Origin of the sequence: Collinsella aerofaciens (assembly GCF_040910325.1) — a bacterium.
GTDB classification, from domain to species: Bacteria; Actinomycetota; Coriobacteriia; order Coriobacteriales; family Coriobacteriaceae; genus Collinsella; species Collinsella aerofaciens_BL.
The window spans coordinates 56,896-81,258 of sequence record NZ_JBDGAV010000001.1 but is presented as its reverse complement, the minus strand read 5'-3'; the positions used below and the strand labels follow the sequence as shown (position 1 = coordinate 81,258).

Annotated in this window: 18 protein-coding genes; 6 read left to right on the top strand and 12 right to left on the bottom strand. The window is 61.4% G+C overall.

Features of this window, described 5'->3' with window-relative positions; all coding sequences use genetic code 11:
• Nucleotides 1–44: 44 nt before the first annotated feature.
• The 3 genes from AB5Z25_RS00315 to AB5Z25_RS00305 all read right to left on the bottom strand — a co-directional run bounded on the left by AB5Z25_RS00315 (nucleotide 45) and on the right by AB5Z25_RS00305 (nucleotide 3,478).
• On the bottom strand, nucleotides 45–581 hold the full coding sequence (locus tag AB5Z25_RS00315) for a PTS sugar transporter subunit IIA (protein ID WP_055310775.1): 537 nt from the start codon (nucleotides 579–581) through the stop codon (nucleotides 45–47).
• A gap of 268 nt (nucleotides 582–849) precedes the next feature.
• Nucleotides 850–2,298 (bottom strand): glycoside hydrolase family 1 protein, encoded by a 1,449-nt coding sequence (locus AB5Z25_RS00310; RefSeq protein WP_368134488.1) that lies wholly within the window; start codon nucleotides 2,296–2,298, stop codon nucleotides 850–852.
• Between the two features lie 172 nt (nucleotides 2,299–2,470).
• The gene (locus tag AB5Z25_RS00305) at nucleotides 2,471–3,478 is read right to left on the bottom strand and encodes an AraC family transcriptional regulator (protein ID WP_368134487.1); all 1,008 of its coding nucleotides are present in this window, start codon (nucleotides 3,476–3,478) and stop codon (nucleotides 2,471–2,473) included.
• A 115-nt stretch (nucleotides 3,479–3,593) separates the two neighbouring features.
• On the opposite strand from AB5Z25_RS00305, the gene AB5Z25_RS00300 reads away from it, so the two are divergent.
• Together AB5Z25_RS00300 and AB5Z25_RS00295 are read left to right on the top strand one after the other, a co-directional pair.
• Entirely contained in the window at nucleotides 3,594–6,194 is a 2,601-nt protein-coding gene (locus AB5Z25_RS00300; RefSeq protein WP_368134485.1) for a glycosyl hydrolase, read from the top strand.
• 42 nt (nucleotides 6,195–6,236) lie between these two features.
• Nucleotides 6,237–7,091 (top strand): MurR/RpiR family transcriptional regulator, encoded by an 855-nt coding sequence (locus tag AB5Z25_RS00295; RefSeq protein WP_368134483.1) that lies wholly within the window; start codon nucleotides 6,237–6,239, stop codon nucleotides 7,089–7,091.
• Between the two features lie 319 nt (nucleotides 7,092–7,410).
• On the opposite strand, the gene pyrE is transcribed toward AB5Z25_RS00295, so the two are convergent.
• The gene (pyrE, locus tag AB5Z25_RS00290; protein ID WP_117630014.1) at nucleotides 7,411–8,094 is read right to left on the bottom strand and encodes an orotate phosphoribosyltransferase; all 684 of its coding nucleotides are present in this window, start codon (nucleotides 8,092–8,094) and stop codon (nucleotides 7,411–7,413) included.
• A gap of 439 nt (nucleotides 8,095–8,533) precedes the next feature.
• Between pyrE and mgtA the strand changes: the two genes are divergently transcribed.
• Nucleotides 8,534–11,302: a magnesium-translocating P-type ATPase gene (gene mgtA / locus AB5Z25_RS00285; RefSeq protein WP_368134482.1), complete on the top strand. Its 2,769-nt coding sequence runs from the start codon at nucleotides 8,534–8,536 to the stop codon at nucleotides 11,300–11,302.
• Nucleotides 11,303–11,365: 63 nt separating this feature from the next.
• On the opposite strand, the gene AB5Z25_RS00280 is transcribed toward mgtA, so the two are convergent.
• The 8 genes from AB5Z25_RS00280 to AB5Z25_RS00245 form a co-directional block, all read right to left on the bottom strand.
• Nucleotides 11,366–12,043, bottom strand: a complete 678-nt coding sequence (locus tag AB5Z25_RS00280; protein ID WP_368134481.1) for a hypothetical protein — start codon at nucleotides 12,041–12,043, stop codon at nucleotides 11,366–11,368.
• 35 nt (nucleotides 12,044–12,078) lie between these two features.
• The gene (locus AB5Z25_RS00275) at nucleotides 12,079–12,834 is read right to left on the bottom strand and encodes a hypothetical protein (protein WP_368134479.1); all 756 of its coding nucleotides are present in this window, start codon (nucleotides 12,832–12,834) and stop codon (nucleotides 12,079–12,081) included.
• Between the two features lie 74 nt (nucleotides 12,835–12,908).
• Nucleotides 12,909–14,144 (bottom strand): hypothetical protein, encoded by a 1,236-nt coding sequence (locus tag AB5Z25_RS00270; protein WP_368134478.1) that lies wholly within the window; start codon nucleotides 14,142–14,144, stop codon nucleotides 12,909–12,911.
• Nucleotides 14,145–14,471 (bottom strand): hypothetical protein, encoded by a 327-nt coding sequence (locus tag AB5Z25_RS00265; protein ID WP_368134476.1) that lies wholly within the window; start codon nucleotides 14,469–14,471, stop codon nucleotides 14,145–14,147. It abuts the gene before it with no gap.
• Between the two features lie 17 nt (nucleotides 14,472–14,488).
• Nucleotides 14,489–14,941: a hypothetical protein gene (locus AB5Z25_RS00260; RefSeq protein ID WP_368134474.1), complete on the bottom strand. Its 453-nt coding sequence runs from the start codon at nucleotides 14,939–14,941 to the stop codon at nucleotides 14,489–14,491.
• 144 nt (nucleotides 14,942–15,085) lie between these two features.
• On the bottom strand, nucleotides 15,086–16,627 hold the full coding sequence (locus AB5Z25_RS00255; RefSeq protein ID WP_368134473.1) for a helix-turn-helix transcriptional regulator: 1,542 nt from the start codon (nucleotides 16,625–16,627) through the stop codon (nucleotides 15,086–15,088).
• A gap of 245 nt (nucleotides 16,628–16,872) precedes the next feature.
• Nucleotides 16,873–18,186, bottom strand: coding sequence for a glycoside hydrolase family 140 protein (locus AB5Z25_RS00250; RefSeq protein WP_368134472.1), 1,314 nt, complete (start codon nucleotides 18,184–18,186; stop codon nucleotides 16,873–16,875).
• 211 nt (nucleotides 18,187–18,397) lie between these two features.
• Entirely contained in the window at nucleotides 18,398–19,825 is a 1,428-nt protein-coding gene (locus AB5Z25_RS00245; protein WP_368134470.1) for a PTS transporter subunit EIIC, read from the bottom strand.
• A gap of 490 nt (nucleotides 19,826–20,315) precedes the next feature.
• Here AB5Z25_RS00245 and AB5Z25_RS00240 point away from each other — a divergent pair, with 490 nt between their 5' ends.
• The 3 genes from AB5Z25_RS00240 to AB5Z25_RS00230 all read left to right on the top strand — a co-directional run bounded on the left by AB5Z25_RS00240 (nucleotide 20,316) and on the right by AB5Z25_RS00230 (nucleotide 24,353).
• Complete coding sequence (locus tag AB5Z25_RS00240; RefSeq protein ID WP_368134469.1) at nucleotides 20,316–21,653, top strand: carboxylesterase family protein; 1,338 nt, start codon at nucleotides 20,316–20,318, stop codon at nucleotides 21,651–21,653.
• 176 nt (nucleotides 21,654–21,829) lie between these two features.
• Nucleotides 21,830–23,341 (top strand): nucleoside hydrolase-like domain-containing protein, encoded by a 1,512-nt coding sequence (locus tag AB5Z25_RS00235; protein WP_368134467.1) that lies wholly within the window; start codon nucleotides 21,830–21,832, stop codon nucleotides 23,339–23,341.
• Between the two features lie 274 nt (nucleotides 23,342–23,615).
• Nucleotides 23,616–24,353 carry a DUF4428 domain-containing protein gene (locus AB5Z25_RS00230; RefSeq protein ID WP_022094560.1) on the top strand — a complete coding sequence of 246 codons (738 nt, stop codon included), beginning with the start codon at nucleotides 23,616–23,618 and terminating at the stop codon, nucleotides 24,351–24,353.
• Nucleotides 24,354–24,363: the final 10 nt, after the last annotated feature.

The following is a 24,363-nucleotide window of genomic DNA, read 5'->3' as shown; positions in this document are numbered from 1 at the left end:
GCCGGACAATCCGACCACCCTTAGACATTATGCGATGCCGCGATTTACTTGCGGACAACCTTGACGATAGCATCGCCGGCAGCGACGGCGGAGTCGGCCTCGACGGCAAGCTCGACGTCGGCAAACTCGGCGGTGTTGGACACGGCCACGACGACGCAGTCCTTGTAACCGGCAGCGGCGATCTTGGCGCGGTCGATCTTGAGCATGGGCTGGCCGGCCTTGACGACGTCGTCGGCCTTGACGAAGCCCTCGAAGCCGTCGCCGTTCATGTTGACGGTATCGACGCCGACGTGCACCAGAACCTCGATGCCGCTATCGGACTGCAGGCCCACGGCGTGACCCATGGTGACGGTCACCTTGCCGTCGCAGGGAGCATAGACCAGATCGTCCTCGGGCCACACGGCGCAGCCCTTGCCCAGGACCTCGCCACCAAAGACGGGATCGGGCACGTCGGCCATCTTGATGACCTTGCCCTTGACGGGCGAGCACAGCACGTCGGCGCCGGCAGAAGCAGAGATGGAGGCAGGAGCAGCGGCAGCCGCGGGCTCAGCCTTCTTCTTGAACATGTCAAACAGACCCATACGTTTTCTCCTCTTGATTAAGCGCAACGAAGTGCGCATGCCTATGGTGATTATAGTGCCAAATGGCTCAAATGCTAAGGTGGGGACTCGAATCGCGAACCCATCCCAACGCTTTTCCCCGGTGGCACTCATATTGTCGATTAATCCTCGATAAGCCCCAGATGCACAAAAGCGTTCCAGATGCCGTCGTCGTCGACATTCGTGGTCACGAAATCGGCCGCCGGTCCGGCGTTCGTCAGAACGCCGGAACTCAATCGCCGGAACTCAATTACTCCAAGCCCTCAGCGCCGTTGGACTTGATGATCTTCTGGTATGCGAAGAAGCTGTCCTTGCGGCGGCGCTCGTAGGTGCCGGTGCCGTCGTCGTACTTATCGACATGGATGAAGCCGTAGCGCTTGCGCATCTCGCCGGTGCCGGCGGACACCAGGTCGATGGGGCCCCACCAGGTGTAGGCGATCAGGTCGACGCCGTCAGCGACGGCCTCGCCCATGGCCTTGATGTGGCTCTGCAGATAGGCGATACGGTACGGATCATGGATGGAGCCATCCTCCTCGACCTCGTCGTAGGCGCCCATGCCGTTCTCGACCACCATCAGCGGAATCTCGTAGCGGGCGTAGATCTCGTTGAGGGCGATGCGCAGGCCCAGCGGGTCGATCTGCCAACCCCAGTCGGTGGACTCCAGGTAGGGGTTCTTGCCGCCAAAGGTCATGTTGCCCTCGGTCATCTCGTGGTCCTTGTGGGTGCCCACGGTGCCGGACATGTAGTAGCTAAAGGTGTAGAAGTCGACCTTGCCGTCGGCGATATCCTGCAGGTCGCCGTCCTCCATTGCGAGCTCGACGTCGTTCTCGGCCCAGAAGCGCTTGGCATAGAACGGATACTTGCCGCGCACCTGCACGTCGGAGCAGTACCAGTTCATGGAGTTCATCTGCTGCTGCGTAGCGAACACGTCGACCGGATCGCACGTGGCGGCGTAGGAGAGGATAAAGCCGTCCATGTTGCCCATCTTGAACTGCGGGTAGTGCTCGTGGGCGTAGCGCACGACGCGGCCGCTGGCGACAAACTGGTGATGCAGGGCCTGATAACGCTGCTGGGCGGTGGTCTTGATGGCGCTTGCCGGGCCCTCGAAACCCTGGATCAGACCGGTCTCCATCATGGCGCCCATGTCCATAGTGCCGCAGTTGATCTCGTTGAAGGTGAGCCAGAACTTGACCTTGTCCTGATAGCGGTCGAAGACGGTCTGGCAATACTTCTCAAAGAAGCCGATGAGCTCGCGGCTCGCCCAGCCGTTGTACTTCTCGACCAGGTGATAGGGCATCTCGTAGTGCGAGAGGGTCACGAGCGGCTCGATGTTGTGGGCGCGCAGGCAGTCGAAAACGCGATCGTAGAAGGCGAGGCCGGCCTCGTTGGGGTGCGCATCGTCGCCGTTGGGGAAGATGCGGCTCCAGGAGATGGACATGCGGAACATGTTGAAGCCCATCTCGGCGAACAGCGCGATATCCTCCTCGTAGTGATGGTAGAAATCGATGCCGTCATGGTTGGGGTAGAAGCGGTTGGGGTCGATGTCGATCGTGATCTGACGCGGCTCCTTGTAGCTGCCGCCCAGGAAGTGGTCGTCGACGGAAGCGCCGCGGCCGTCCACGTTCCAAGCGCCCTCAAACTGGTTGGCGGCGGTAGCGCCACCCCAATAGAAACCCTCGGGGAACTTGATGTTTGCCATGAGCATCTCCTTTGCATCGTGGGTCGATAAGCCGAGTATCGCCCACGCGCGGGGCATGCGGGAGCGGCCGCGCCAAACCCGACACTTCTTTTCGCAGCGGCGCCCCGCCGCCTGCCCGCCCCTGACACTTCCTGATACCTGTCAAAAAGGGACAGGTTTATTTTGGTCGGTTTTATCTGGGCAAACGCTGACGATAGGCAGCCGGCGTGCAGCCATAGCGCTCGGCAAACTTTTTGTAGAAGAAGCTCATGTTGGCATAGCCCGCCTCGTGCGCTGCGACCTCCGCGATGGCGCCGGCATCGAGCAGCGTCGCCGCGCGCGCTAGGCGGCTCTCTTGCACCAGCTGCATAAACGTGCGGCCTGTCTGACGCTTGAGCAGGGCGCTTGCGTAGTTGGGGCTCAGGTGCAGGTGGCGGGCTAGGTCCTCGAGGGTACAGTCGCGAGCGTGACGCTCGATGTAGCCCATGGCAGCCGCGACCTGCGCCGATGGCAGCGCGGGCGCGTCCGCTTGCAACAGCGCGGCCTCGTAACTTTGCATGAGCTCAACCAGCAGCAGCTCGAACAGCCTCGAGACAATCTGGGGGCTCGCTGGCGTGGGGTCCAGACGCTCGCACAGCATCTCCTGCATGTAGCGGCGCACGCGACGGCTGCCGCCCGTATGGAAATGCACGTGTCCGCGGTGGTCCGTTTCGTCCGTGAGGGCGTTGAGCAGGAAGCTCGAGACCGCGCTTGTGGGCGAAAGGCTTTGCTCCAGGCTACGGCGCAGCATTGGCCGCGAGATGATAACGCTCAGCATAATGTCGTGCTCGCCGAGCTCGCCTACGGCATGCGGGCAGGCGACATCGAGCAGGAGGACCTCGTTTTGAGCGAGCATGAGCGGCGCGCCGTTGACGATCTGCGGCGCTCGTCCTCGATAGATATAGCTGATTTCGACATAATCGTGGACATGTTCCGGCACGGGATTGAAGCGCGAGTTGCGAACAATCGATAGACCATCGGGCATGCCTTCTTGTCGTAGGGCGAGCGCTGGGTTGCCAATTTTTCGAATGCATCGGCCATCAATATCTGCCTGATTACCTTGACCGAGTGCATCGCTCCAGTCGTAATGGGCGCCCGCGCGATAGGCTCGCTCACTGTTGGTCAGCTCGAGCAGAAGGTTGTCCAGCCGTGCGATATCCATTACATCACCATCGTTGATTCGGTCATATTCTGCCGTGGTTTTGATATTAGCAGGGCTGCGCGCTCGGCGTACTCTGACTTCAATGAATTTGAAAGGCTGTTTTGGAGGAGCGTATATGGCGGCGTATTTTGAGCAGGTGCTTGGCGGCATCTACGACAACCACGTGCTTCCGTTCTTGTGGCTCAAGGGCGAGGCGCGCGAGACGATCACCGAGTATCTGGAGCAGATCGCTGGGGCGGACATCCGCGAGGTCTGCCTGGAATCGCGCACGCATCCCGATTTCTGTCGCGACGGCTGGTGGTCTGACCTGCGCTTTATCATCGGCGAGTGCAAGCGCCTGGGGTTAAAGATCTGGCTGCTCGACGACGCCCACTTCCCCACAGGCTATGCCAACGGCGCGCTTGCGGGCGATGACGTCGACCCCGCGCTCAAGAAAACCGTGCTCAAGCATCGCACGATTACGGTCGTTGGTCCCCAGCCGTCCACGACTATCAAGCTCGGTAATCTCATGGACCCCACCGAGCGCTTTGTGGGCGTGGCAGCTTTTGATGCCGCTGGTGCGCCGCTCGACCTTGCGCTCGCCGTTGAGCAAGGAGATGATGGAACGCCCGCCCGCTTGCGTTTTGACGCCCCCACCGGCGTCACTACGATCGTGCTGTACGCCACCAGCCAAAAGACCGGCTTTCGCGATGAGTACATCAACATGGTCGACGCCGCCTCGTGCCACGCGCTCATCGACGCCGTCTACGAGCCCACGTTTGAGCATCTGAGCGACGAGTTTGGCAAAACGATCTTGGGCTTTTTCACCGATGAGCCCGGCTTTATGAACGAGAAGGGCACCACGCTCGACGATGCTTCTACCAGCAGTTTTATCGGGCGAGGCGACCTAGCGTTGCCGTGGTCGAACGAGCTTGCCCACCGCCTGCGCGATGCGCTTGGCGAGAATTGGCTTGCTAAGTTGCACGGCCTTTGGACGCGCGAGGCAAACGGCGCCCAGGTTCGCCACGCCTATATGGACCTTGCTACGCAGCTCTACCGCAGCTGCTTTGACGAGCAGATTGGCGGTTGGTGCCGCGCGCACGGCGTCATGCACATTGGCCACGTGATCGAGGACAAGAGTTGTCACACGCGCCTGGGCCAGGGCGCCGGACATTACTTCCGCGCGGTCGCGGGGCAGGACATGGCTGGCGTGGATGTGGTCATCAACCAGCTTGCCCCCGGAATTGACCGCGGGCGCTACAGCTACTTCCACGGCGCATGGAACATGGAGTTCTTTACGTACGCGCTCGCCAAGTTGGGATCTTCGGCAGCGCGCCTCGACCCCAAAAAGCAGGGGCGCTGCATGGCCGAGGTCTTTGGCGCCTTTGGCTGGCACGAGGGCCTGCGCGAGATGAAGTGGATCGCCGACCATATGCTCGTCCGCGGTATTAACTGGTTTACGCCGCACGCGTTTAGCATGGCGCCCTTCCCCGATTGGGACTGCCCGCCGCACTTTTACGCGCACGGCAACAACCCGCAATGGCCGCACTTTGGCCAGCTCATGCGCTATATGAATCGCACGGCGACGCTCCTTTCGGAAGGCGCTGCCGCTCGCCCCGTCGCCATTCTGTACCATGCCGACGCCGAATGGGCCGGCAACGCCATGCCCGTCGAGCGCGTGGCGGCCGAACTCACGCGCGCGCAGATCGATTTTGACTTTGTGCCTGCCGAGGCTTTTGAGGATGAGGGGCGTTACGAGGTTTCGATTGCCGATGGAATGCTGGCTGTTAACGGCTGTCTCTACCAGGCGTTTGTCATGCCGGGCGCCTCGTTTATTGGCGCGGCTACAGCGGAAGAGGTGAGGCGCATGATGGCCGCGGGTGTCACGGTGCTCGCTGCTGACGAAGTGCCCGGCGCTCTTTATGACGCGGATGGCGCAGCCGATCTGGACGGGCTTACGGCAACGCCACTTGCCGATGTGGCGGACGCGCTGGCAGACGCGGGGCTGCAGACCGTTGTGACCGATAGGCCACAGCCCTGGCTGCGCGCACTTCGCTACGAGCGTGCCGGCGAGACCTACGTCATGTTGGTCAACGAGCACCCACGTGAAAGCATTTGCTGCACGGTTTCGCTTCCGCAAGACAAGTGTCTTTGCGGAACGCGCCTCGACCTGCTGAACAGCACCAAGCCCGTTGCGTTTGACGGCGTGCTGGAGCTGGCGCCTTACGAGAGCTGCGTTGTTGTTCTGGAGGCAAGCGGCGCAATCGAGCCCGCGGACTGCACCGACACGAGCACACGTGCAACGCTCGCCCTCGACATCAGCCACCCCTGGACCGTCGCCCTCTCCCCTGCCGGCAGCGATGGAACCTTTGGCGAGCCGCAAAAGCTCGAGCGCCTGTGCGACCTCACGGCCGAGCAGTTCCCCGGCGTATGTGGTACGTTCCGCTATCGCACGTCGTTCGAGCTGGCCGATGACCTCGCCCACACCGTCATTGACCTAGGGGATGTCTACGAAGTCGCAACGCTCACACTCGACGGACAAACGCTCGGCACGCGCATCTGCCCGCCCTACCGCTTTGCGACAGGCGCGCTTACCGCCGGCGCACACGAGCTCGCCATCGATGTCATCAACACGCTCGACCATGCGACCTCCGACATCTTCGCCCTCACCGAGCCCGTCGCGCCCAGCGGTGTCCTCGGCCCCGTTACCCTTCTCGGGCAAAACCTGCCAAAATAAACCCGTCTCTTTTTGGCAGGTTTGGCGAGTGCGGGAGTTCGAATGGATATCAAACGCAAGATTACCGAGGCGCAGGGCCTAACCCCTACCGAGCAGCAGCTCGGCATCTCGGCCCTTGCCATGGGCGAGGACATCCGCGGACTCTCCATTAAGGAGTTTGCCGCCCGCGCCAATGTTTCGGTCGCAAGCGTGCACCGTTTTTGCAAAAAGCTCGGCCTCGAGGGCTTTAAGGACCTCAAGGTCGAGCTTATCCGCCTGGCGACCGAAGCAGGCAACCGCCGCGACGTGGACATCAACTTTCCCTTCGATGCCACGTCCACGCCCGCGCAGGTTATGGAGCGCATGGAAGGGCTCTACCAGACCACGCTGGCCGAGACGCAGGAGCTGCTCGACCCCGCGCAGCTCGACCACGCCGCCAAACTGATCGCGAAGGCACGGCAGGTCGATATCTACACCGGCTCGCACAACCTCTATCCAGCGGGGATGTTCCGCGACCGCCTACTTTCGTCCGGCAAGAGCGCCACATGCTACAGCAGCACCGAGGCCCAGGTGCGCACGGCGCTCGCCTCGGATTCCGGCAATGTGGCGATCGTAATCTCCTACAGCGGCCTTGCGCCCAACCTCAAGGAAATCTTGCCGATCCTCAGCAGCCGACATGTTCCCGTCATTGTCATCGGCACACCTTATTGTGCGCGCCTGCACCCCGGCTTTGCCGCCTACCTCACGGTGAGCGACCACGAGAGCATGACGCACCGCATCACGCAGTTCGCCAGCCACATCGCCGTGCAATACGTGCTCGATTCGCTCTACAGCAGCTACTTCGCCAAAGACTACGCCCGCTGCGCCGAGTTTCTAGAACGCTCATTCCCCTACACCCGCCTCCCGGGGCTCAAATAGAAACGAGCGTGGATTTTCGGACACTTATCAAATGAGCGTGGATAATCTCCCACTTTGAGCCCCCACACAGGCCAAAAACGGGAGATTATCCACGCTCATTCTGGATGGTACATTTTCCTCCGTCCCCAAGGGATCCAAGCACCAGCTAAGACAACGCCGATGTCTTGGCACCGACAGCGAGCGGGTCGCATTTGAGACAAGGTGACGTGAAACGAAAGGGCGCTGACCTTCTGGTCGCGCCCTTGAAGTTGAACGTCAGATTGTCCAAATGCGGCCCGCGCAGCGTCGAGCTGTTACGGCGTTTGGTAAAACGCCGTAACTACTCCCGAGCTCCGTACTGCTCGTAGTAGGCGTCGATGGCGGCCTTGAGCTCGTCGTCGATGACAACCTTGCCGTCGATCTCGTGGTTGTAGAGGGTCTCGACGACCTCGGCCATGGAGACGATGCTCGCGACGGGGAAACCGTACTTGGCCTCGATCTCCTTCTGCGCGGTGGTCACGCCACCCTTGCCGACTTCCATGCGGTTGAGGGACACGATGAGGCCCTTGATCTCGACATCGGCAGCAGCCTTGACCTTGGGATAGGTCTCGTCGATGGACTTACCGCTGGTGGTGACGTCCTCGACCATGACTACGCGGTCGCCGTCCTGGGGCTCGTAGCCCAGCAGGTTGCCCTTGTCGGCGCCGTGGTCCTTGGCCTCCTTGCGGTCGCAGCAGTACTTGACCTCCTTGCCGTACAGCTCGTGGTAGGCAATGGCGGTCACGACGGCCAGGGGAATGCCCTTGTAGGCCGGTCCAAACAGCACGTCAAAGTCGTCGCCAAAGTTATCGTGGATGGCCTGGGCGTAGTACTCGCCCAGCTTCTTGAGCTGATAGCCCGTCACGTAAGCGCCGGCGTTCATAAAGAACGGGGACTGACGGCCGCTCTTGAGCGTAAAGCTGCCGAACTTAAGAACGTCGGACTCGACCATAAACTTGATGAACTCTTGCTTGTAAGCCTCCATGCGGGCTCCTCTCGTAATCGCGTACGTGCTTCACAGTTTAGCGCAGGTAGGACGTCGATGCGGGCGCGCTTTGAAGCCATGGCGCTCTGTAAGGGCTTTGTCAGGGGCGATGATTTTCCGAACAATGGGGTTGACACGGCAAACCCCCTCGTCAAAAATACCGGCGGATTGAAACGGGTACGAGATACCCAAAGCGCGCTGCGCCCGGCCTTAAGGAGGTGTGCCATGGAAGGCAGCCATAGTCGAAAAACCTGCATGTCGCCCTCGGCACGCCGCGAGGATTCCGCGCACGCATAAGCGCCAACAGTCGATCACCAAAACCACCACAAAGGTGCCTGCCCCCCCTTGTGGTGATTCGCGAGCATGACGTGAGCGACATCTAGGTTTTTTGCAATTCAATACGACACGTACGCTAACTCCCTTTAACAAGGAGGACCCTATGCTGATGCTCAAAACCGCCACGGTACTCGAAGTCATCTCCAAGCGCCGCCGCACGGCGCGCCCTGCCGCTCACGCCGGCCTTGCCAAGAACACCATCTTTGCCGCAACCCATAGCGCCGAGGACTCCCTCGTGCTGCTCGACGCCACGGCTGACGGCCTCACCGCCGGGCAGGCCGCCGAGCGCCTGGACGCCGCCGGTCCCAACACCATCGAGGCGCCGACCAAGACACTTGCCCGCCGCATCGCCGACGCCTTCATCGACCCCTTCGCCGGCATCCTCGCCGCGCTCGCGCTGGTCTCGCTCTACATCGACGTGCTCGCCGTGCCCGAGCCGCAGCGCGACCCCTCCACGGTCATCGTCATCGGCATCATGCTACTGGTATCGGGCGGCATGAAGTTTATCCAGGAAGCACGCAGCGGCAATGCGGCAGAGGCCCTCAAGGACCTGGTCTCCAACACCTGCACCGCCCTGCGCGACGGCGAGCGCATCGAGATACCCTTCGATGAGCTCGTCCCCGGCGACGTGATCCGCCTCTCCGCCGGCGACATGGTGCCGGCCGATGCCCGCATCATCACCGCACGCGACCTGTTTGTGATCGAGTCCGCCCTCACCGGCGAAAGCGAGGCCGTCGAGAAGACCGCCGTCGCCACCGTCGTCGAAGGCGCCGACAGCTCCACGCTGCCGCTCTCCGCCTGCAAGAACATCGTCTTTACCGGCACCTCCGTGCAAAACGGCACCGCCATGGCGCTTGTCGTGGCCACCGGTTCGGACACCTACCTGGGCGGCATCGCCAAGATGCTCAACGGGCGCGGCGAGAAGAGCGCGTTCAACCGCGGCGTCTCGAGCGTCTCGATGCTGCTGGTGCGCCTGATGCTCGTCATGGCGCCGGCCGTCTTTGCCATCAACGCCGCCACCAAGGGCAACGTCATCGATGCGCTGCTGTTCGCCACGAGCGTGGCCGTGGGCATCACGCCGCAAATGCTTCCCGTCATCGTGACCACGAGTCTGTCGCAGGGTGCCAAGGACCTCGCCCGCCGCCAGGTCATCGTCAAGGAACTGTCTGCGATCCAAAACCTCGGCGCCATGGACGTGCTGTGCTGCGACAAGACCGGCACCCTCACCGAGGACCGCATCGTGCTCGAGCGCTACCTCAACACCGACGGCAACGAGGATACGCGCGTGCTGCGCCATGCGTTCTTGAACAGCTTCTTCCAGACCGGCCTCAAGAACCTCATCGACCTGGCCGTTATCGACCGCGCCGATGTTACGCTCTCGACCGTCGTGCCCGATTCCATGCTGGGCCAGAGCCTGCGCGACCGCTACGCCAAGGTCGACGAGGTGCCCTTCGACTTCTCGCGTCGTCGCCTGAGCGTGGTCGTCGCCGACGCCCAAGGAAAGACCCAGATGGTCACCAAGGGCGCTGCCGAGGAAATGCTCGAGATTTGCTCCTACGTCGAGGTGGACGGCACCGCTCAGCCGCTTACCAACGAGAAGCTTGCCCAGATTCGCAAGCAGGTGGCAGGACTCAATGCCGAGGGCCTGCGCGTGATCGCCGTGGCGCAGAAGACCAACCCGCGCACCGTGGGCGAGTTTGGCATCGCCGACGAGTGCGACATGGTGCTGATGGGCTTTTTGGCCTTCCTCGATCCACCCAAAGCAAGTGCCGCGGGCGCCGTCGCCACCCTCGAGGCCAAGGGCGTAGCCGTTAAGGTCCTGACCGGCGACAACGACCGTGTCGCCGCCACCGTCTGCGAGCAGATCGGCATCGACGCGAGCAACGTCTTGCTAGGCTCCGAGATCGATGCGCTCGACGACGCCGAGCTTGCCGAGCGCGCCGAGAACACCTACCTCTTCGCCAAGCTCTCGCCGCTGCAGAAGGCGCGTCTGGTGCGCGTCATGCGCGAGCTGCTCGGCCACACCGTGGGCTTTATGGGCGACGGCATCAACGACGCCGCCGCCATGCGTGCGAGCGACTGCGGCATCTCGGTCGATTCGGCCGTCGACATCGCCAAGGAATCCGCCGACATCATCTTGCTCCAGAAGGACCTGGGCGTGCTCGAGCGCGGCATCATCGAAGGCCGCCGCACCTACGGCAACCTGCTCAAGTACCTCAAGACCACGGTGAGCTCCAACTTTGGCAACGTGCTATCCGTGACCGTCGCGAGCCTGTTCTTGCCATTCTTGCCCATGAGCGCTCTGCAGCTGGTGCTGCTGTCGCTGGTCTACGAGATCGTATGCATCGCGCTGCCGTGGGACACCGTCGATGACGCCTGGACTGTCCGTCCGCGCGCCTGGGACGCCGCGTCCATTAAGGGCTTTATGCTCGAGTTGGGTCCCGTGAGCTCACTGTTTGATATCGCGACTTTCGCCGCGCTCTTCTTTGTGGTGTGCCCCGCCGCCGTGGGCGCAAGCTGGGCAGAGCTTGCCGCTGTAGGCGACGTCGCAGACATGGCGGCCTTTACGGCGCTCTTCCAGAGCGGTTGGTTTGTCGAGTCCATGTGGTCGCAGACGCTCGTGATCCACATGCTGCGCTCCCCGCGTCTTCCGAGCCCGCGCGATCACGCCGCCCCCGCACTGTGTGTGCTCACCGTGCTGGGGCTGGCGCTTGTCACCTGGCTGCCGGCAAGCCCTATCGCCGATGCACTGGGCCTCACGCCGCTGCCGCTGAGCTTCTTTGCACTGCTCATCGGCATCGTCGCCGCCTACATTGCACTGACCCAGCTGGCCAAGCGCCGCTACATCGCCCGTCACGGTGAGCTGCTGTAACAGACAGCCCTAAGGCAAAACCACCACAAAGGTGCCTATCCCCTTCGTGGTGGTTTTGGAGCGTTACGAGGCGTTGGTCAGGCGGCTCCAGAGCTCATCGATATCGATCTGGTCGCCGCCGCTCAAGTAGCCGGTTCGAATAAAAGCCTCATTGTAGATATAGATGTCATGAGCGCTATCGCCATCGTCTTCGGTGTCGTTGGCCATAATCACGTAGCGGTGGCCGTCAAGCGCCTTGACCAGCCAATACTGGGTATCATCGATCGTGCATTTCTCCTGCACCATCGCCGCATCGCCAATCGCGCCGATAAGCGCCCGCTCGCCCTTCGTATAGCCGCCCACCGAGAGCAGAATCGCGATGTTTTCGTCTCCGCCGCCCGGTTCAAGCTCCTCGTACTCGGACTCCGAAAGCGGTATCGCGCTGTTCGCAAGTTCGTCCACATCGTCCGAAACCTTGGAAAAGGTAAAAGCGAAAAATCCCGCGTCATCGACGGCGCCGTAGCCCACGTTCTCGCCTTGCCACTCATAATTTTGATGTTTGAGCAGGCGCACCATATCGGCACCAGCCAAGTTGATCGCGGCATAGACCGTCACGTTAGCATTGTCGTCCACGCAGGCGGCGTCCGCCGTGCTCGCTGCTTTGGCGCCGCCCGTTGTGCCCGAGCAGCCAGCCAGCGCGCAAGCCGCCGCGCCCGTGCCCGCCACAAAGACCGCACGGCTCATCGTCATCTCGTTCATCATGTTCGTCCCTCGCTATGCTATTGGCCGCATCGCACTTAGCCGAGCGCACGCCCGGTCTTCTCCTGCCAAAATTCGTTAATCGTGGGGGCACCGCCGCCTTGGGTAAACGTACCGGTTTTGATGGCCTCCTCGGTAATGAGGTCCAGGCGGTAGTCGCCGTTTTCCATTTGGCTCACCATGGCAACGTGACGCGCCATGTTGGAACCGTAGACGCACGCAATCCACGAGCCCGAGGTAATCTGCGCGCGGTCCTCAACCGGAACGGAAAAGCCCGCGATAACATCCTCGCAGCTCGAATAGCCCGCAAGCTGCAGCGTAAACATCACGGTACTCCCGGTGCCGCCCTTGTCGAGCTTTCCGATTTCATCCTCGCCGAGCCATTCGGTTGCGCCATCCTTGCTGATATTGCAGACGCTGAGCACGCGACCTGCCTCGTTCTCGTACATCTCGAGCGCATCTTGCCAGGTATAACCCTGTTGCGACGCAAACTCCTGCAACTGCCAGCCCTTAAGCTCGAGCAACGCTGCGATGCTGATGTTGCGGTGCGCATCCCAGCAGTCATCCGACCACGTATCGAACGCGTCCGCCAAGCCGCTGTCTGTGTCCGCACCGCCGCCCGCATCACCGGAATCACCCGATGACGAGCCCGCATCCATCTTGTCCTTTACCGGGCGATCGTCGTTAAAACCCGTCGTGTCCTGCGCCTGCTGTCCGCCGCATCCCGCAAGCGTCAGCAACGCCGTTCCCGCCGCCGCGACAAACGCCGTGCGCGAAATAACCGTCTCCCTCATCGTTGTTCCTTTCCCGTTTCTTATCACAGCGCCGAGCAACGCCTCGACACCGATCCTCCCGTAGCCCACTCACGCTATTGACGGGGCAGCTCCGTCCAGCCAAAACCGGGCTCAAAGCCATCGCGCGTGCCGATCACGTCGCCCGAGCCGTTCACCCAAGCTTGATCCGCCATCACCGAAACCTCGACATCGGTACCGTCGGGCCTGGTGTAATGGTTGACCCCGCGGATGGCATCGGAATACGACGCCGCGCCCGTTCCCACACCTGCGCTGGAGAAATTGGCCGCGCTGGCGGCCATATTCGCGGCGTGTTGACGATCGCTGCGCTCAAACCAAGCCTGCTGGTAGCTGTCGAACGCCGCCTGCTGCGAGGCATGCATCTGCTGCCAGGCCGCGAACTGCTGTTGCTGCTGGGCGATGTTCATCTGCGTGCGCTGACGCTGCTCGAGCACCATCTGCTGCTTTTGAGCGCACGCTTCGCGCGCAATCGACGGGTTGAGCCGCAGGGTCGATGCCATTGAGGCAAGCGCCGTAGAGGCTGCCTCGTCCAGACGGCCTTCTGGCGCAACCAGACAGAAACTGTCCCTGATACGCCACTGCAGCAAGTCGGCCGCTCCCGGCTTGAACGGTGCCTCGTCTGGGCAATCGCCCTGATCCGCAGCCTGCTCTTGCGCGACGCCCTGCCCCGCCGCTGCCGCCGCTTGGCGCTCGCGCAGGCGCTTGCCCAGAACGCCGCCGATGAGCCCGCTCGCAAGGCCCGCGCCCAGCAGCGCCTCGGCCCCGGCGGCAATGCCTTTACCCATAGAGCCCGCGACTCCGCCGATCGAGGCCACATAGCCCTCGACCTTGGCCGCCACCGCAAGCTCGGTGGGCACCGGGGCACCCGCGATCCGATATCTACGCATGCGGCACTCATAGATCACATCGCTCGGCTCCATCGAAAAGCCCTGAATCGCAAAGTCGTTTGCCGCCTCGCGCTTTACGCGGGCACGCTCGTGCTCGATATCGACCGCCGCACTCGATGGGTACGGCTGCTCGGCCACAACCTCCGCCTGCGCGCCCAGCTGTGCCGCGCAGGCCTGGGCCAACTCGTCGCAGGCTGCCTCCACGTGCATAAACGCCTTGTGCTCGGTTTGCGTGGGGATACGCCTGGCAACGGCGCCCGCATCCACGTAGCAGAGCTCGGAGCGGTACATAATCCGCTCGCCCGTCGGACCCGCTGCCGTCACGCCAACCGAAATCGGGCAATCGAAGCTGCCGCCGCGCTCAAGATGCGCCTCTTCGATACGCCAGCCCCGCGGCAACGCCACCTACGCGAGCGCCTGACCGCCAGAAGCATCGCATGCGGTATGGAGCTCAAGCTCGCCGGCGCGAGGAGCGTCCGCCGCGGCCGTGTTGCCAGACGGCGACGCCGCCTCGGCACTCCGCGTTGGCACATCTGCCGGCACGGCCACACTCGGCTCGCAACCTTCACCCGCGCCATCATTGTCAGCCGCATCATTCACAGACCCCGTGGCATCCGGGCCGCATGCAATGTCCTCAAGCCGGACGCCGCAGCCCGGGCAAAATCGCACCGGCACGCCGGCGACCCGAGGCAGCTGCGCTCCGCACGCCGGACAGAATCTCAAGTCACTCATCCCGTACACCCCTCATTTCATTGGCTGTTTTTGATGGCGGCAAGCTGTCGCCACAGTTCGTCGGCACCGTCGAGACGATATGCCGTCTTGTCGAGCACGATATTCTTGCCTTCGAGCTCCACCGACCGCTCCGAGCCGTCCGCATAGACAAAGACGAGCGTGCGACCGGCGTCGCTCATCCGCTCATCCACCGCATCTCCCACGGTGCAATCGTCGAGCGCGGCAAAGGTCGATGCGACCAGCTCGGCATCGTCGGTCTCATAGACCGCCCGCGTCTCGCCGTTCTCGATAAGCTTGACCGCCACCGGAGCGGCAGCACGATCACTCAGCGACGCTTGCGCGGCGTTCTTTCCCTGGTCGGCACGGGCACCAAAGCCGTATGCCCGCACAAGCGTCACCGCCGCGGCAACAACCACCACGGCGATAAGCGCGCCGGCAATTTTATTAGACGCGCAACCCCGAGACGCCATAGGTGCACCCCTTCCGTTCTGCTTCGCTCAACATCACATTCATATGCCTTTGAGCGCCAAAACGGCAGGTGACAAATGTCTCATATTCACATTTTCGCAGGTAAAAACCACCACAAAGGTGCCTGCCCCCTTTGTGGTGGTTAGCTAGTCTTGGGGTGTCCAGGACCAGAAGAAGTTGATGAGGCCCACGCGCGAGGCGGCACCGGTCTTTTTGTTGATCGAGGCGATGTGGCGGTAGAGCGTAGAACGCGAAAGGAAGAGCGCCGCCACGTCCTGCACGCTGTCGTCCGAGACGACCAACGCCTCCAGCACATCGCGTTCGCGCTTCGTAAGCCCAAAGGCGGTAACGAAGCCATCGAGCCGATCGTCAAACGAAAGCTCCGGCACCTCCAGGGGCACCGCGTCGGCCTGATCGGGCGCACGGCTCACGCCAAGATCGTCGGTGGCAAACGCCAGCCCGCTGTGCGCAGCCTCGGCCTCGGCACCCTGTCCAAACTGCCCCAGCAGCGAGATCGCAATGCCGACAAATAGCACGAGTACGACACCTACCGCCATTAGCACGTTTTGGCTCGAGATGATCGCCACCGCCGGCGCCGTCACAAGCATTGAGCAAATATTGTTGATGGCGCGGCCCATGCACGGCCACAAATACGACCAGCGCGCATACATCGAAATCGCGGCGAACTTCGCGGTGAAGAACACCACGAAAAAGCCCGTGCCCAGGTAAAAGATAATCGTGGCAGCGAGCGCATTGCCACCGTTGCCATCGGTGATAAGCACAAAGAACGAGAGCGTGGACAGCATGGCGGCGCACGTCATGATGATATTCATATACGAGCGTCCTCGCAGGTCATACAGGGCGCCGGCGGCAAGCGCGCTCACAACCAGCAGCAAGCGCGGCCAGTCACCCAGATCGATGGCGCCGGCGGCATGCGAGGTCGTAAGACCGGCATTGAGAGCCGCGAATACGCCGGTAAGGCAGGCGGTCGCCACCGTCAAGCGCACTACGGCACCTTGGAAGGCCGCCTTTGCCTCGGGATTATCGCGCCACTTGGCGCCATGCTCCGACGCATCGACCGATAGCTCGGCAATCTCGGCTTCGAACTCGGGCGCGGACTCATCGCGTAATTTAGCTCGGCGGGTACCGTGAAGCAGCCCAACCAGCGCAATCGCACAGGCAATAAGGACAAACTGTTGAGGAATGCCCGCAGGCATCACCATATGGTTGAGCACCTGTACCAAAATGCCCGCAGCATAAGAAACCGCCACGGCACGTGCCAGACAAGGCGTCTGCGCAAAACGCCGCGCCAGATTGGCATGGGCGGTCGATCCGCAGTAGCCCAAGGCGCAGCACGCCACCAGACCGCCCGCAATCACGACCTGAAACTGCGCCGCCATAATCAGCAGCAGCAATGCCGACACCAGCAGCACGCCCGTCATATCGCTCGTTGCATCGATTGCCTGGGGACGGCGATAGTACAGGAGAGGACGCACAAAATAGCCAATCACGCTCGCGCCGACGACGATGCTCTCGTAGATAACGACCTCGTTCGCTGGCACAAACTCGGCCACGCGTACGTCAAAGAAGTACTCGCCGGCCAAAAACGTGAAAAAGAAAAGCGCCAGGCACAGAATCTCCCGTATGCCCCGGCGCAAATATGCGGTTGTATCTCCCAGGTCCCTCATGGTAACCCCCACCCGCTTAGATGTCCGGAAAACCATTTTAATGGAGAATGGGTCTTAGTATCCACGCAATGCCCGAACTGTTACGCATCCGGCGCAAATGCCCCAACAGCAGTTGCGGTGGAATAGTTCCTGTTTGTCCGGCTGGGGGTGCTTTTTAGGAACTATTTCACCGCAACTTATTGAGGGACTGGGTTGCGTGCGATGGAGAAGGGGATGGAGGGATCGGAAGTGTTGGAGCTCGGGTGTTAGTGCTCGGGCGTCAGGATCACCAGGGCGTCGTGCTCAAAGGAATGCTGAGCCACGCGCACGGTGCCGTCGCCATTGTCGCGAACGGGCAGCTTGGCGATACGCTTGGCCTCCATGTCGAGGGCCGTCGCCGACCAGCCGCGCGCACTATCGAGCTTAAACGTAAGTGCCGTGGTGCGCGGCAGATAGGTGACGACACGCTCGCCAATACGCGCCACACGGATGGACTCGCGCGCGTCATCGAGCAGCTCCTGTGCCGGGATAACGGCGAGAGCGTCGTCGCTAGCCGTGGCACCCAGGCCGGCAAGCACGTGCTCGATGGCGGCAAAATCCCACACGCCCGCAAACTGCAGACACTCCTGCCAGCGGAACGGCATGTCAAAGCCCTCGCCCAGCACCGAACCCTGGCTGCGCGATGTCTGCCAGTTCCAAACGCCGTGGGCGCCGTAGGTCACGCCCGCGCTGGCGCCGGCAAGGATCGAAGACCACACGCTCGCGCGACAGTCCTGCGCGGTAAAACGCCAGTACACGTTGCGCGACGCACCCATCTGCTCGTAGCAGGGCTCGGAGTTGACCATCGGCTTTTTGGGATAGCTGGCGATAAAGTCCTGGGGCAGGTGCCAGGCCTCGGGCTGGCCTTCGTAGTTGTGGCCGGGCTGGAACATATAGAAGTCCAGGCGGTCCAAATACTGCGCGGGAATCGTGCGGTTACCGCGATTGATGTGCATGGTACGCAGGGCCTCGGGCGCGCGCTTCGCAACCTCGTCGAGCGCATCCTCGTAATAGGCAATCGCCTCGTCACCGGCAAAGTCCGTGTCGCCCGTCACCACATAGACGGGATCGAACTCGCCCAGGTTCTCGACGACGCGGGCAACGTGGGCACGGACCTCCTCGCGCGGCATAACCTCGGCACCGCAACGCTCGGCGATCTTAGCGCCCCAGGTACCGGGCACGTAGTTGCACCACATGAGCACGAGCGCCGGACGAATGCCGTGCTCGACGGCAGCGCGGCACATGGCGGCGGCGCGTTCCCAATACGCCTGGTTGGGTTGAGACCAATCAAAGCGCACGCCATCCTCGCTGGCATAGGGCCAAATGCCCAGATCGGGGCAGCAGCGATCCCACTGCGGCAGCGTGTTAATCTGCAGCACGTTCATGCCCTGCTCGGCGCGGCGGGTCAGATAGTAGTCCCAGTCGGCCTCGGGGATGCTGGTAAACGCACTCCAGCACGTATCGGCAAACCAAAAGAACGGCTTGCCCTCGCACAAAAAACCGTCCTGACGACCGTTGACGGTCAGTTTTCCCAAACTCATCTGCATGTCCTTTCGCTCGATAAAGGAATTGCGAACCGGCAGAAGCTTTCGCGGTAACCCCTGATGCGAAAGCCCCCGCCGTTTAACAAACCCCTGCGGGCGGACACCACTTGCCCACTCCAGTCTACCTTGCAAGAAGGGCCCCGCCGGGCTTGCGCCTGACGGGGCCCTGTCGTGTAGGTAAGGTCGTATGCGACCGAATGGCTTGGCCTTAGGCCTCCATCTCGGCGAGCTCCTCCTTGGAGAAGCCGGCGACGAAGACGACGGCAGCGGCGATGACAAAGGAGATTGCCATACCGACGATAGCCCAGACGGTGTTCATCTGGCCACCCTGCAGGTAGTTGGTGAAGACCAGGAAGTTGGAGGCACCACCGGCGAGGTAATAGGTAACGCCCATGAGGCCGGAGAACACAGCGCCGATGGCACCGCCGATGAACATACCGAACATGGTGCGACGGAAGCGCATGAGGATACCGAAGAGTGCGGGCTCGGTGACGCCGCCGGCGATGGCGGAGATGACGTAGCCCAGGGCAAGACCCTTCTCGTCGGGGTTCTTCATCTTGAGGAAGGCACCGAAGGCGCAGCCCCAGACAGCGGCCATAGCGCAGTTGGTGGAAACGAAGACGAAGGGATCGTAGCCGGCAGCGATGATCTGAACCTGAGCGAGCAGGATGACGGGCATGTGCATACCGCAGACCACGAAGAGCTGCCAGAAGGCGCCGAGGACGGCCATGACGAGCAGGATACCGATGCCACCCATGTCAGCAAGACCAAAGAGGGCGTTAGCGATGAGGCTGCCGATCTCGTTACCGAGCGGGGCGAGGACGATGAAGGCGATGGGGATGGTAACGATCATGGTGCAGAACGGCGTGAAGACCGTGGAGAGCACGTCGGGCATGACCTTCTTAAAGAACTTCTCGACGAAGTAGAGGACAGGCACCGAAAGGATAATCGGCAGGACGGACTGCTGATAGTTGGCAGCGGCGATCTGAATGCCATAGACGGAGATGATTCCGCCACCATCCTGGGTCGCGACACTCACGACGGACGGGGCCATGAGGGCGCCGCCGAGGAGCATGCCCAGAACCGGGGAGGCGCCGAGCTTCTTAGCGGCGGCATAGCCCAGGTAGATGGGGATAAAGGTGAACGTGGCCTCGTACAGGGTGGTGTAGAGGAACGTGTAGGTCGGATCGGTGTCAGAGAGAACGCCGAGCATGGTGGGACCGAGGACCGCAGCGATGGTGCGGAACAGACCGCCGGCCATGAGCAGCGGGATCAGCTGGGTCATGGAGCCCGACAGATAGTCGAGGATGATGTTTGGCAGGTTCTTGAGCTCGAACTTCTCCTTAGGAGTGTCGAGATTCTCGTCGACCGCGGCACCCTGCTTAACACCGGAGATGGCGACGAACTCGGCGAGCACCTTGGGCACGTTCTGGCCAATGATGACCTGGAGCTGGCTGCCGGCGAACTGGCAACCCAGAACACCCTTGACCTTCTTGATCTTCTCCACGTCGGCCTTGCTGTTGTCCTTGAGCGTCAGACGCAGGCGCGTCATGCAGTTGGTGGCGACGGAAACATTCTCCGCACCGCCCACGAGCTCGAGGACATCGGTGGCAATCTGCTTGTTATCTACTGCCATGGGACCCCTCCCCATATCATCGTGTGCCTACTCGTTTGGGCGTAGGCACGCCTTTGGCTCGGCGACTATAACCCCTTACGGCTACCGAACCCTTGGATACGCTGTCGTAAACAATGTGTTTACTGAACGTTTACGGGCTTAAGTTTACACGGAACGTCTAATTTGTGGCAATTTTGCCGTCCGTAGTCCGGTGAACGGTAGGAAATCGGGGGTGAACGTACTTGAACGGTAAGGGATTGTCTATTTGACGCTCTGCTACTAAATGCCTATTTACGTGGTCTTTTAATTTGGTAAACACCTCTATTCTTTGTTGACCCATCAACAAAAGCCCTGCTAAATGGTGATAAACGAATGTTTAGTAATTTGTTGAGTGTTCATTTTGACCGTTTACCGAGTTCATCTGCCTGTTCTGTAGCTCTGCATTAAACTAAACATGTTTAAGTTGTATTGCCGCTGATGTTTACCACTCGCGGCGCAGAGGAGGCAGCTCATGGAACTCAAATCGTGCACCTACGCAACCGTCACCACGCTGGGAGACTTTGGCCCCTGGATCAGCAAAGTCGTGCTCGACCTGCCGTGCACCGTTCGCGCCAACGATATCGATGCGCGCACCTTCCATATATATGTAGAGCGCCATGAACGCACGGGCGAGATCCTGATGCGCAAAGAGCGCGGCGCCGACCACGCCGCACCTTCCGTAGGCTATGTCGACGTCCTCGCCGCCCATCCGTGCGATGAGTGCGGACGCAAGCTCGCCTTTGGCACCCATGTGGCGCTCGAGATCGCCGAGCAGCGCCTGACCAAGAAGATCGAGGGCAGCGTGATGGGCTCGCGCTTGCTCGACGACCAGCTGCGCATCACGCAGCTCGCGGCCCTTCCCGGCAATGACGGTGACGATCCAACCTGCGGCCTGGTCTTTGACACCTGCCGCGGCGACATCTGCCCCGCGCTCAAGGGCTGGAGCAATGCCACGCAAAAGACCGCCGTCAACGGCATCGCGCTCGAGTACGGCTTCTTTGAGCCCAGCTTTAAGGCCGAGGACTCCGCCTGCTTCAACCCCTTCGCGCCCGAAACGACAGTCGTGCCCCAGAAGGCCCCGCTCGTGGTGTACCTGCACGGCGCTGGCGAGGGCAAGGGCGCTACGCAAGGCGAGGGCGCCACGCGCGCTTATATCGGCAACCGCGTGACGGCCATCAGCCAGGCGCAGATCCAGCGCTACTTTGGCGGCTTTGCCTGGGTTCTCGTGCCGCAGTCGCCCACGTTTTGGATGGACAACGGCACTGAGCAGCTCGGCCACTCCAACCAGAGCATCTACTCCCCCGTCATTAAGGCGCTCATCGACGAGTTTGTCGCCGAGCATGCCGACCGCATCGACACCGACCGCATCGTGGTCGCTGGCCTTTCCAACGGCGGCTTTATGACGCTGCGCCTGTGCGCCGACTACCCCGAGTTCTTCGCCGCGGGCCTTCCCTGCTGCGCGCCGTGGTACAACGCCACGGACGAGGACGTTGCTGCCCTTGCCAAGACACCGCTGTGGTTTACGCACTCCAAGGGCGATGAGCTCGTGATACCGCAGGAGACCGTGCTGCCGCTCACGGCTCGCCTGCGCGCTGCCGGCGCCAACGTGCATCTCACCTACTTTAGCCATGTCGAGGACCTGACCGGGCGCTACCGCGAGGCCGACGGCTCGCCCAAGAAGACGTTCAACCATGGCGTGTGGATCCACCAATTCAACGACATGTGTTATCAAGACTTCGACGGGGGCAACGTACTTATCGACGGCGAGCCGGTGGGCTGCTGGGAGTGGTCGGCAAGGGTCGACAGGTAATCTATCCCATCACGGGGCCGAGGGCTTACCTCTGAAAATGTCCTCGGGCATGCGGCCCGGTTGCACCACGCGCTTCGCGCTGTGCAACCGGGCCGCCGGGTTGACGGCGATGGGGACGTGGGTCCCGTCTTGCCTTGCGCGTAACTGGCTGAAATGATTTTGGTTGGAGCTTTCTTATGACTCGCGATTTAACTCGGGTGATTGTTACTACTGATATGGAAGTCGATGATATGAACTCGCTCGTTCATTTGGCTCTGTATCTCAACTTGCTCGATGTTCAGGCTGTGGTGTATACGGCTTCGCAGTATCACTTTCTTGGGGATGGCGTGCATACGCTCGGTGAGGTGAATCCGCATTGGCGGACTAAAGGGCGTCGCTCTTATGAATGGGATGTTGTGCCTCATGAGCCTGATCCGCTTGCTGGGGAGCTTCGTGAGTATCGACCGTTTCCTGAGCATTGGATCGAGAGCCTCTGGAGCAATGAGTATGCCCAGGCCTGGCCTCAGCTGCAGGCTAATGCGGCCGCTGCCGGCGAGTCTCCGTTTCCCTCGCCTGCTCAGATGATTGAGCGTACGTTTGTGGGCAATGTTGCCTTTGAAGGCGATGTGCGTGAGGAGTCTGAGGGTTCGCGCGTGATTGCTCAGGCGATTTTGGATGATGACCCGCGCACGCTTTGGCTGCTCAGTTGGGGCGGTATGAATACGATCGTTCGCGCCCTGATGAGCATTGCCGAGCGCTATCGCGCCACACCCGAATGGCCTTCTGTGCAACAGTGTGTCTATCAGAAGGTACGCGTGATGGGCGTTGCCGATGGTGTGGGGCAGGACAATTCTTGGCTCGACCATGGGCATGAGCTCTTCCCCGATCTCATCTTTTGGTGTGTGCCCTATATGTATGGCGGCTATGTCGATGCCAAGATGGCTCAGCCCGATACGCTGCCGCTCTTTCAGGCTCCCTGGCCCGAGCAAAATCTCACGCAGGGCAACGGTCCCCTTATGGCGCGCTATATGCTCTATGGCGATGGCAAGGTGTACGAAAACGAGCCCGAGAGGTTCCAGTTTGGCAAGCATGCCCGCTTGGATTGGGGCTTAGAAGGCATGCCCGCGATGCAATTTGAGCGCGGCGATTTTATGGCCGAGGGCGACTCGATGACCTATATTCCGCTGCTGCCGTTTGGCCTGCGCGGCATCGATAACCGCGACTTTGACACGTTGCTCGGCCGCATGTTCCTTGACGGGCATCCCCACTCAGATGCGCCTGCCGGTTTTGCTGCCATAGGTACGCCGGTGGACGGCAACCCCAACCCCTATCTGCGCGCCTACCAGGAAGACTTCGCCGCTCGCGCGCAGTGGTGCGCCCATGAGCCCGCGGCCTGCTCGCATCCGGCGTATGTTGCCGAGGTCACGGGCGACATGAGCGCCGCGGCCGGCGAGCGCGTTGCTCTTGCAGCGACCATCGTCGACCCCGATGGCAGGGGCTTCGATGCTCATTGGAATGTCACCATGGGACCGTCGCGCTATGCAGGCGCTCAAGATCTGTCGCTATGGCAGGAATGCGCGACGGACGCCACGTTCACCGTACCCGCCGACGCGCAGCCCGGTGACCGCTTCGTGCTCACCTTCAGCGTTAAAACCCGCGCCGAGCGCCCCTGCACCCGCTACGCCCAGGTCGCCGTGACCGTGGCATAACAAGGACGGCGCCCACATTCGGCATGGAGTGTCCCCAACTGCTACTCATTTAAGTACGTCCCCGATGACTACCCAGAAGTTGCGGTGGAATAGTTCCTGTTTGGCCTTCTATGGCCCACATTTAGGAACTATTTCACCGCAAGTTATTTGGGGATGAAAAATGGGCCATGTGTCCCAGTTGTGGAGACTCCTTGAGCCGTCTGGGTATCGCGAAGGATCGCGCACTCCCCCATCATCAAAAGTGACACACGCTACCAGTTGATGGGAGGCAACCATGGGCTTCTTTGACAAGATGTTCGAGAAGAAAGAGTGCGCGATTTGCGGTACCGAGCTGGGACTTCTAGGTAAGACAAAAATCAATGAAGGCTACCTGTGCAAAGAGTGCGCCGGCAAGCTCTCCCCCTACTTTCACGGCTATCGCTCCAGCACCGCGGACGACATCCGCGAGCAACTCGCCTACCGCGAGGCCAACGCCGAGCGCCTGGCCTCGTTCAACCCCACGCGCACGCTTTCTGCCGGGCGCACCAATATTATGCTCGATGAGGACGCGGGCCTGTTGATCATCACTTCGCAGAGCCGCTGGCGCGACGCCAATCCCGACATCATCGAGTTCTCGCAGGTACTCGGCTGCGATATGGATATCGACGAGCATCGCACCGAGATCTATCGCGAGACCAAGGACGGCGAGCGCGAGAGCTACAATCCGCCGCGCTATGACCTGGATTACGACTTTAACCTGACCATTCACGTCAACACGCCGTACTTTACCGAGATCAACCTGCGCGTGAACGACTCCACCATCGATCAGCGCGGCTCCATCGAATACCGCGAGGCCAAGCGCCAGGCAACCGAGGTCCGCGACGCGCTGGTGCAGCTGCGCCAGGAGACGCGCGATAGCGTCGTGGCCGCCAAGGCCCCCAAGACCGCGGTCACCTGCCCCTTCTGCGGAGCCACCACCATTCCCGATGCCAGCGGGCGCTGCGAATACTGCGGCGGCGCCATCGGCGCATAGCCTCCGGCAG

What these genes read in the sequence shown, in the direction of transcription:
- AB5Z25_RS00315 (WP_055310775.1), bottom strand. Translation starts at nt 581, where the DNA reads ATGGGTCTGTTTGACATGTTCAAGAAGAAGGCTGAGCCCGCGGCTGCC.
- AB5Z25_RS00310 (WP_368134488.1), bottom strand. Translation starts at nt 2,298, where the DNA reads ATGGCAAACATCAAGTTCCCCGAGGGTTTCTATTGGGGTGGCGCTACC.
- AB5Z25_RS00305 (WP_368134487.1), bottom strand. Translation starts at nt 3,478, where the DNA reads ATGGATATCGCACGGCTGGACAACCTTCTGCTCGAGCTGACCAACAGT.
- AB5Z25_RS00300 (WP_368134485.1), top strand. Translation starts at nt 3,594, where the DNA reads ATGGCGGCGTATTTTGAGCAGGTGCTTGGCGGCATCTACGACAACCAC.
- AB5Z25_RS00295 (WP_368134483.1), top strand. Translation starts at nt 6,237, where the DNA reads ATGGATATCAAACGCAAGATTACCGAGGCGCAGGGCCTAACCCCTACC.
- pyrE (WP_117630014.1), bottom strand. Translation starts at nt 8,094, where the DNA reads ATGGAGGCTTACAAGCAAGAGTTCATCAAGTTTATGGTCGAGTCCGAC.
- mgtA (WP_368134482.1), top strand. Translation starts at nt 8,534, where the DNA reads ATGCTGATGCTCAAAACCGCCACGGTACTCGAAGTCATCTCCAAGCGC.
- AB5Z25_RS00280 (WP_368134481.1), bottom strand. Translation starts at nt 12,043, where the DNA reads ATGATGAACGAGATGACGATGAGCCGTGCGGTCTTTGTGGCGGGCACG.
- AB5Z25_RS00275 (WP_368134479.1), bottom strand. Translation starts at nt 12,834, where the DNA reads ATGAGGGAGACGGTTATTTCGCGCACGGCGTTTGTCGCGGCGGCGGGA.
- AB5Z25_RS00265 (WP_368134476.1), bottom strand. Translation starts at nt 14,471, where the DNA reads ATGAGTGACTTGAGATTCTGTCCGGCGTGCGGAGCGCAGCTGCCTCGG.
- AB5Z25_RS00260 (WP_368134474.1), bottom strand. Translation starts at nt 14,941, where the DNA reads ATGGCGTCTCGGGGTTGCGCGTCTAATAAAATTGCCGGCGCGCTTATC.
- AB5Z25_RS00255 (WP_368134473.1), bottom strand. Translation starts at nt 16,627, where the DNA reads ATGAGGGACCTGGGAGATACAACCGCATATTTGCGCCGGGGCATACGG.
- AB5Z25_RS00250 (WP_368134472.1), bottom strand. Translation starts at nt 18,186, where the DNA reads ATGAGTTTGGGAAAACTGACCGTCAACGGTCGTCAGGACGGTTTTTTG.
- AB5Z25_RS00245 (WP_368134470.1), bottom strand. Translation starts at nt 19,825, where the DNA reads ATGGCAGTAGATAACAAGCAGATTGCCACCGATGTCCTCGAGCTCGTG.
- AB5Z25_RS00240 (WP_368134469.1), top strand. Translation starts at nt 20,316, where the DNA reads ATGGAACTCAAATCGTGCACCTACGCAACCGTCACCACGCTGGGAGAC.
- AB5Z25_RS00235 (WP_368134467.1), top strand. Translation starts at nt 21,830, where the DNA reads ATGACTCGCGATTTAACTCGGGTGATTGTTACTACTGATATGGAAGTC.
- AB5Z25_RS00230 (WP_022094560.1), top strand. Translation starts at nt 23,616, where the DNA reads ATGGGCTTCTTTGACAAGATGTTCGAGAAGAAAGAGTGCGCGATTTGC.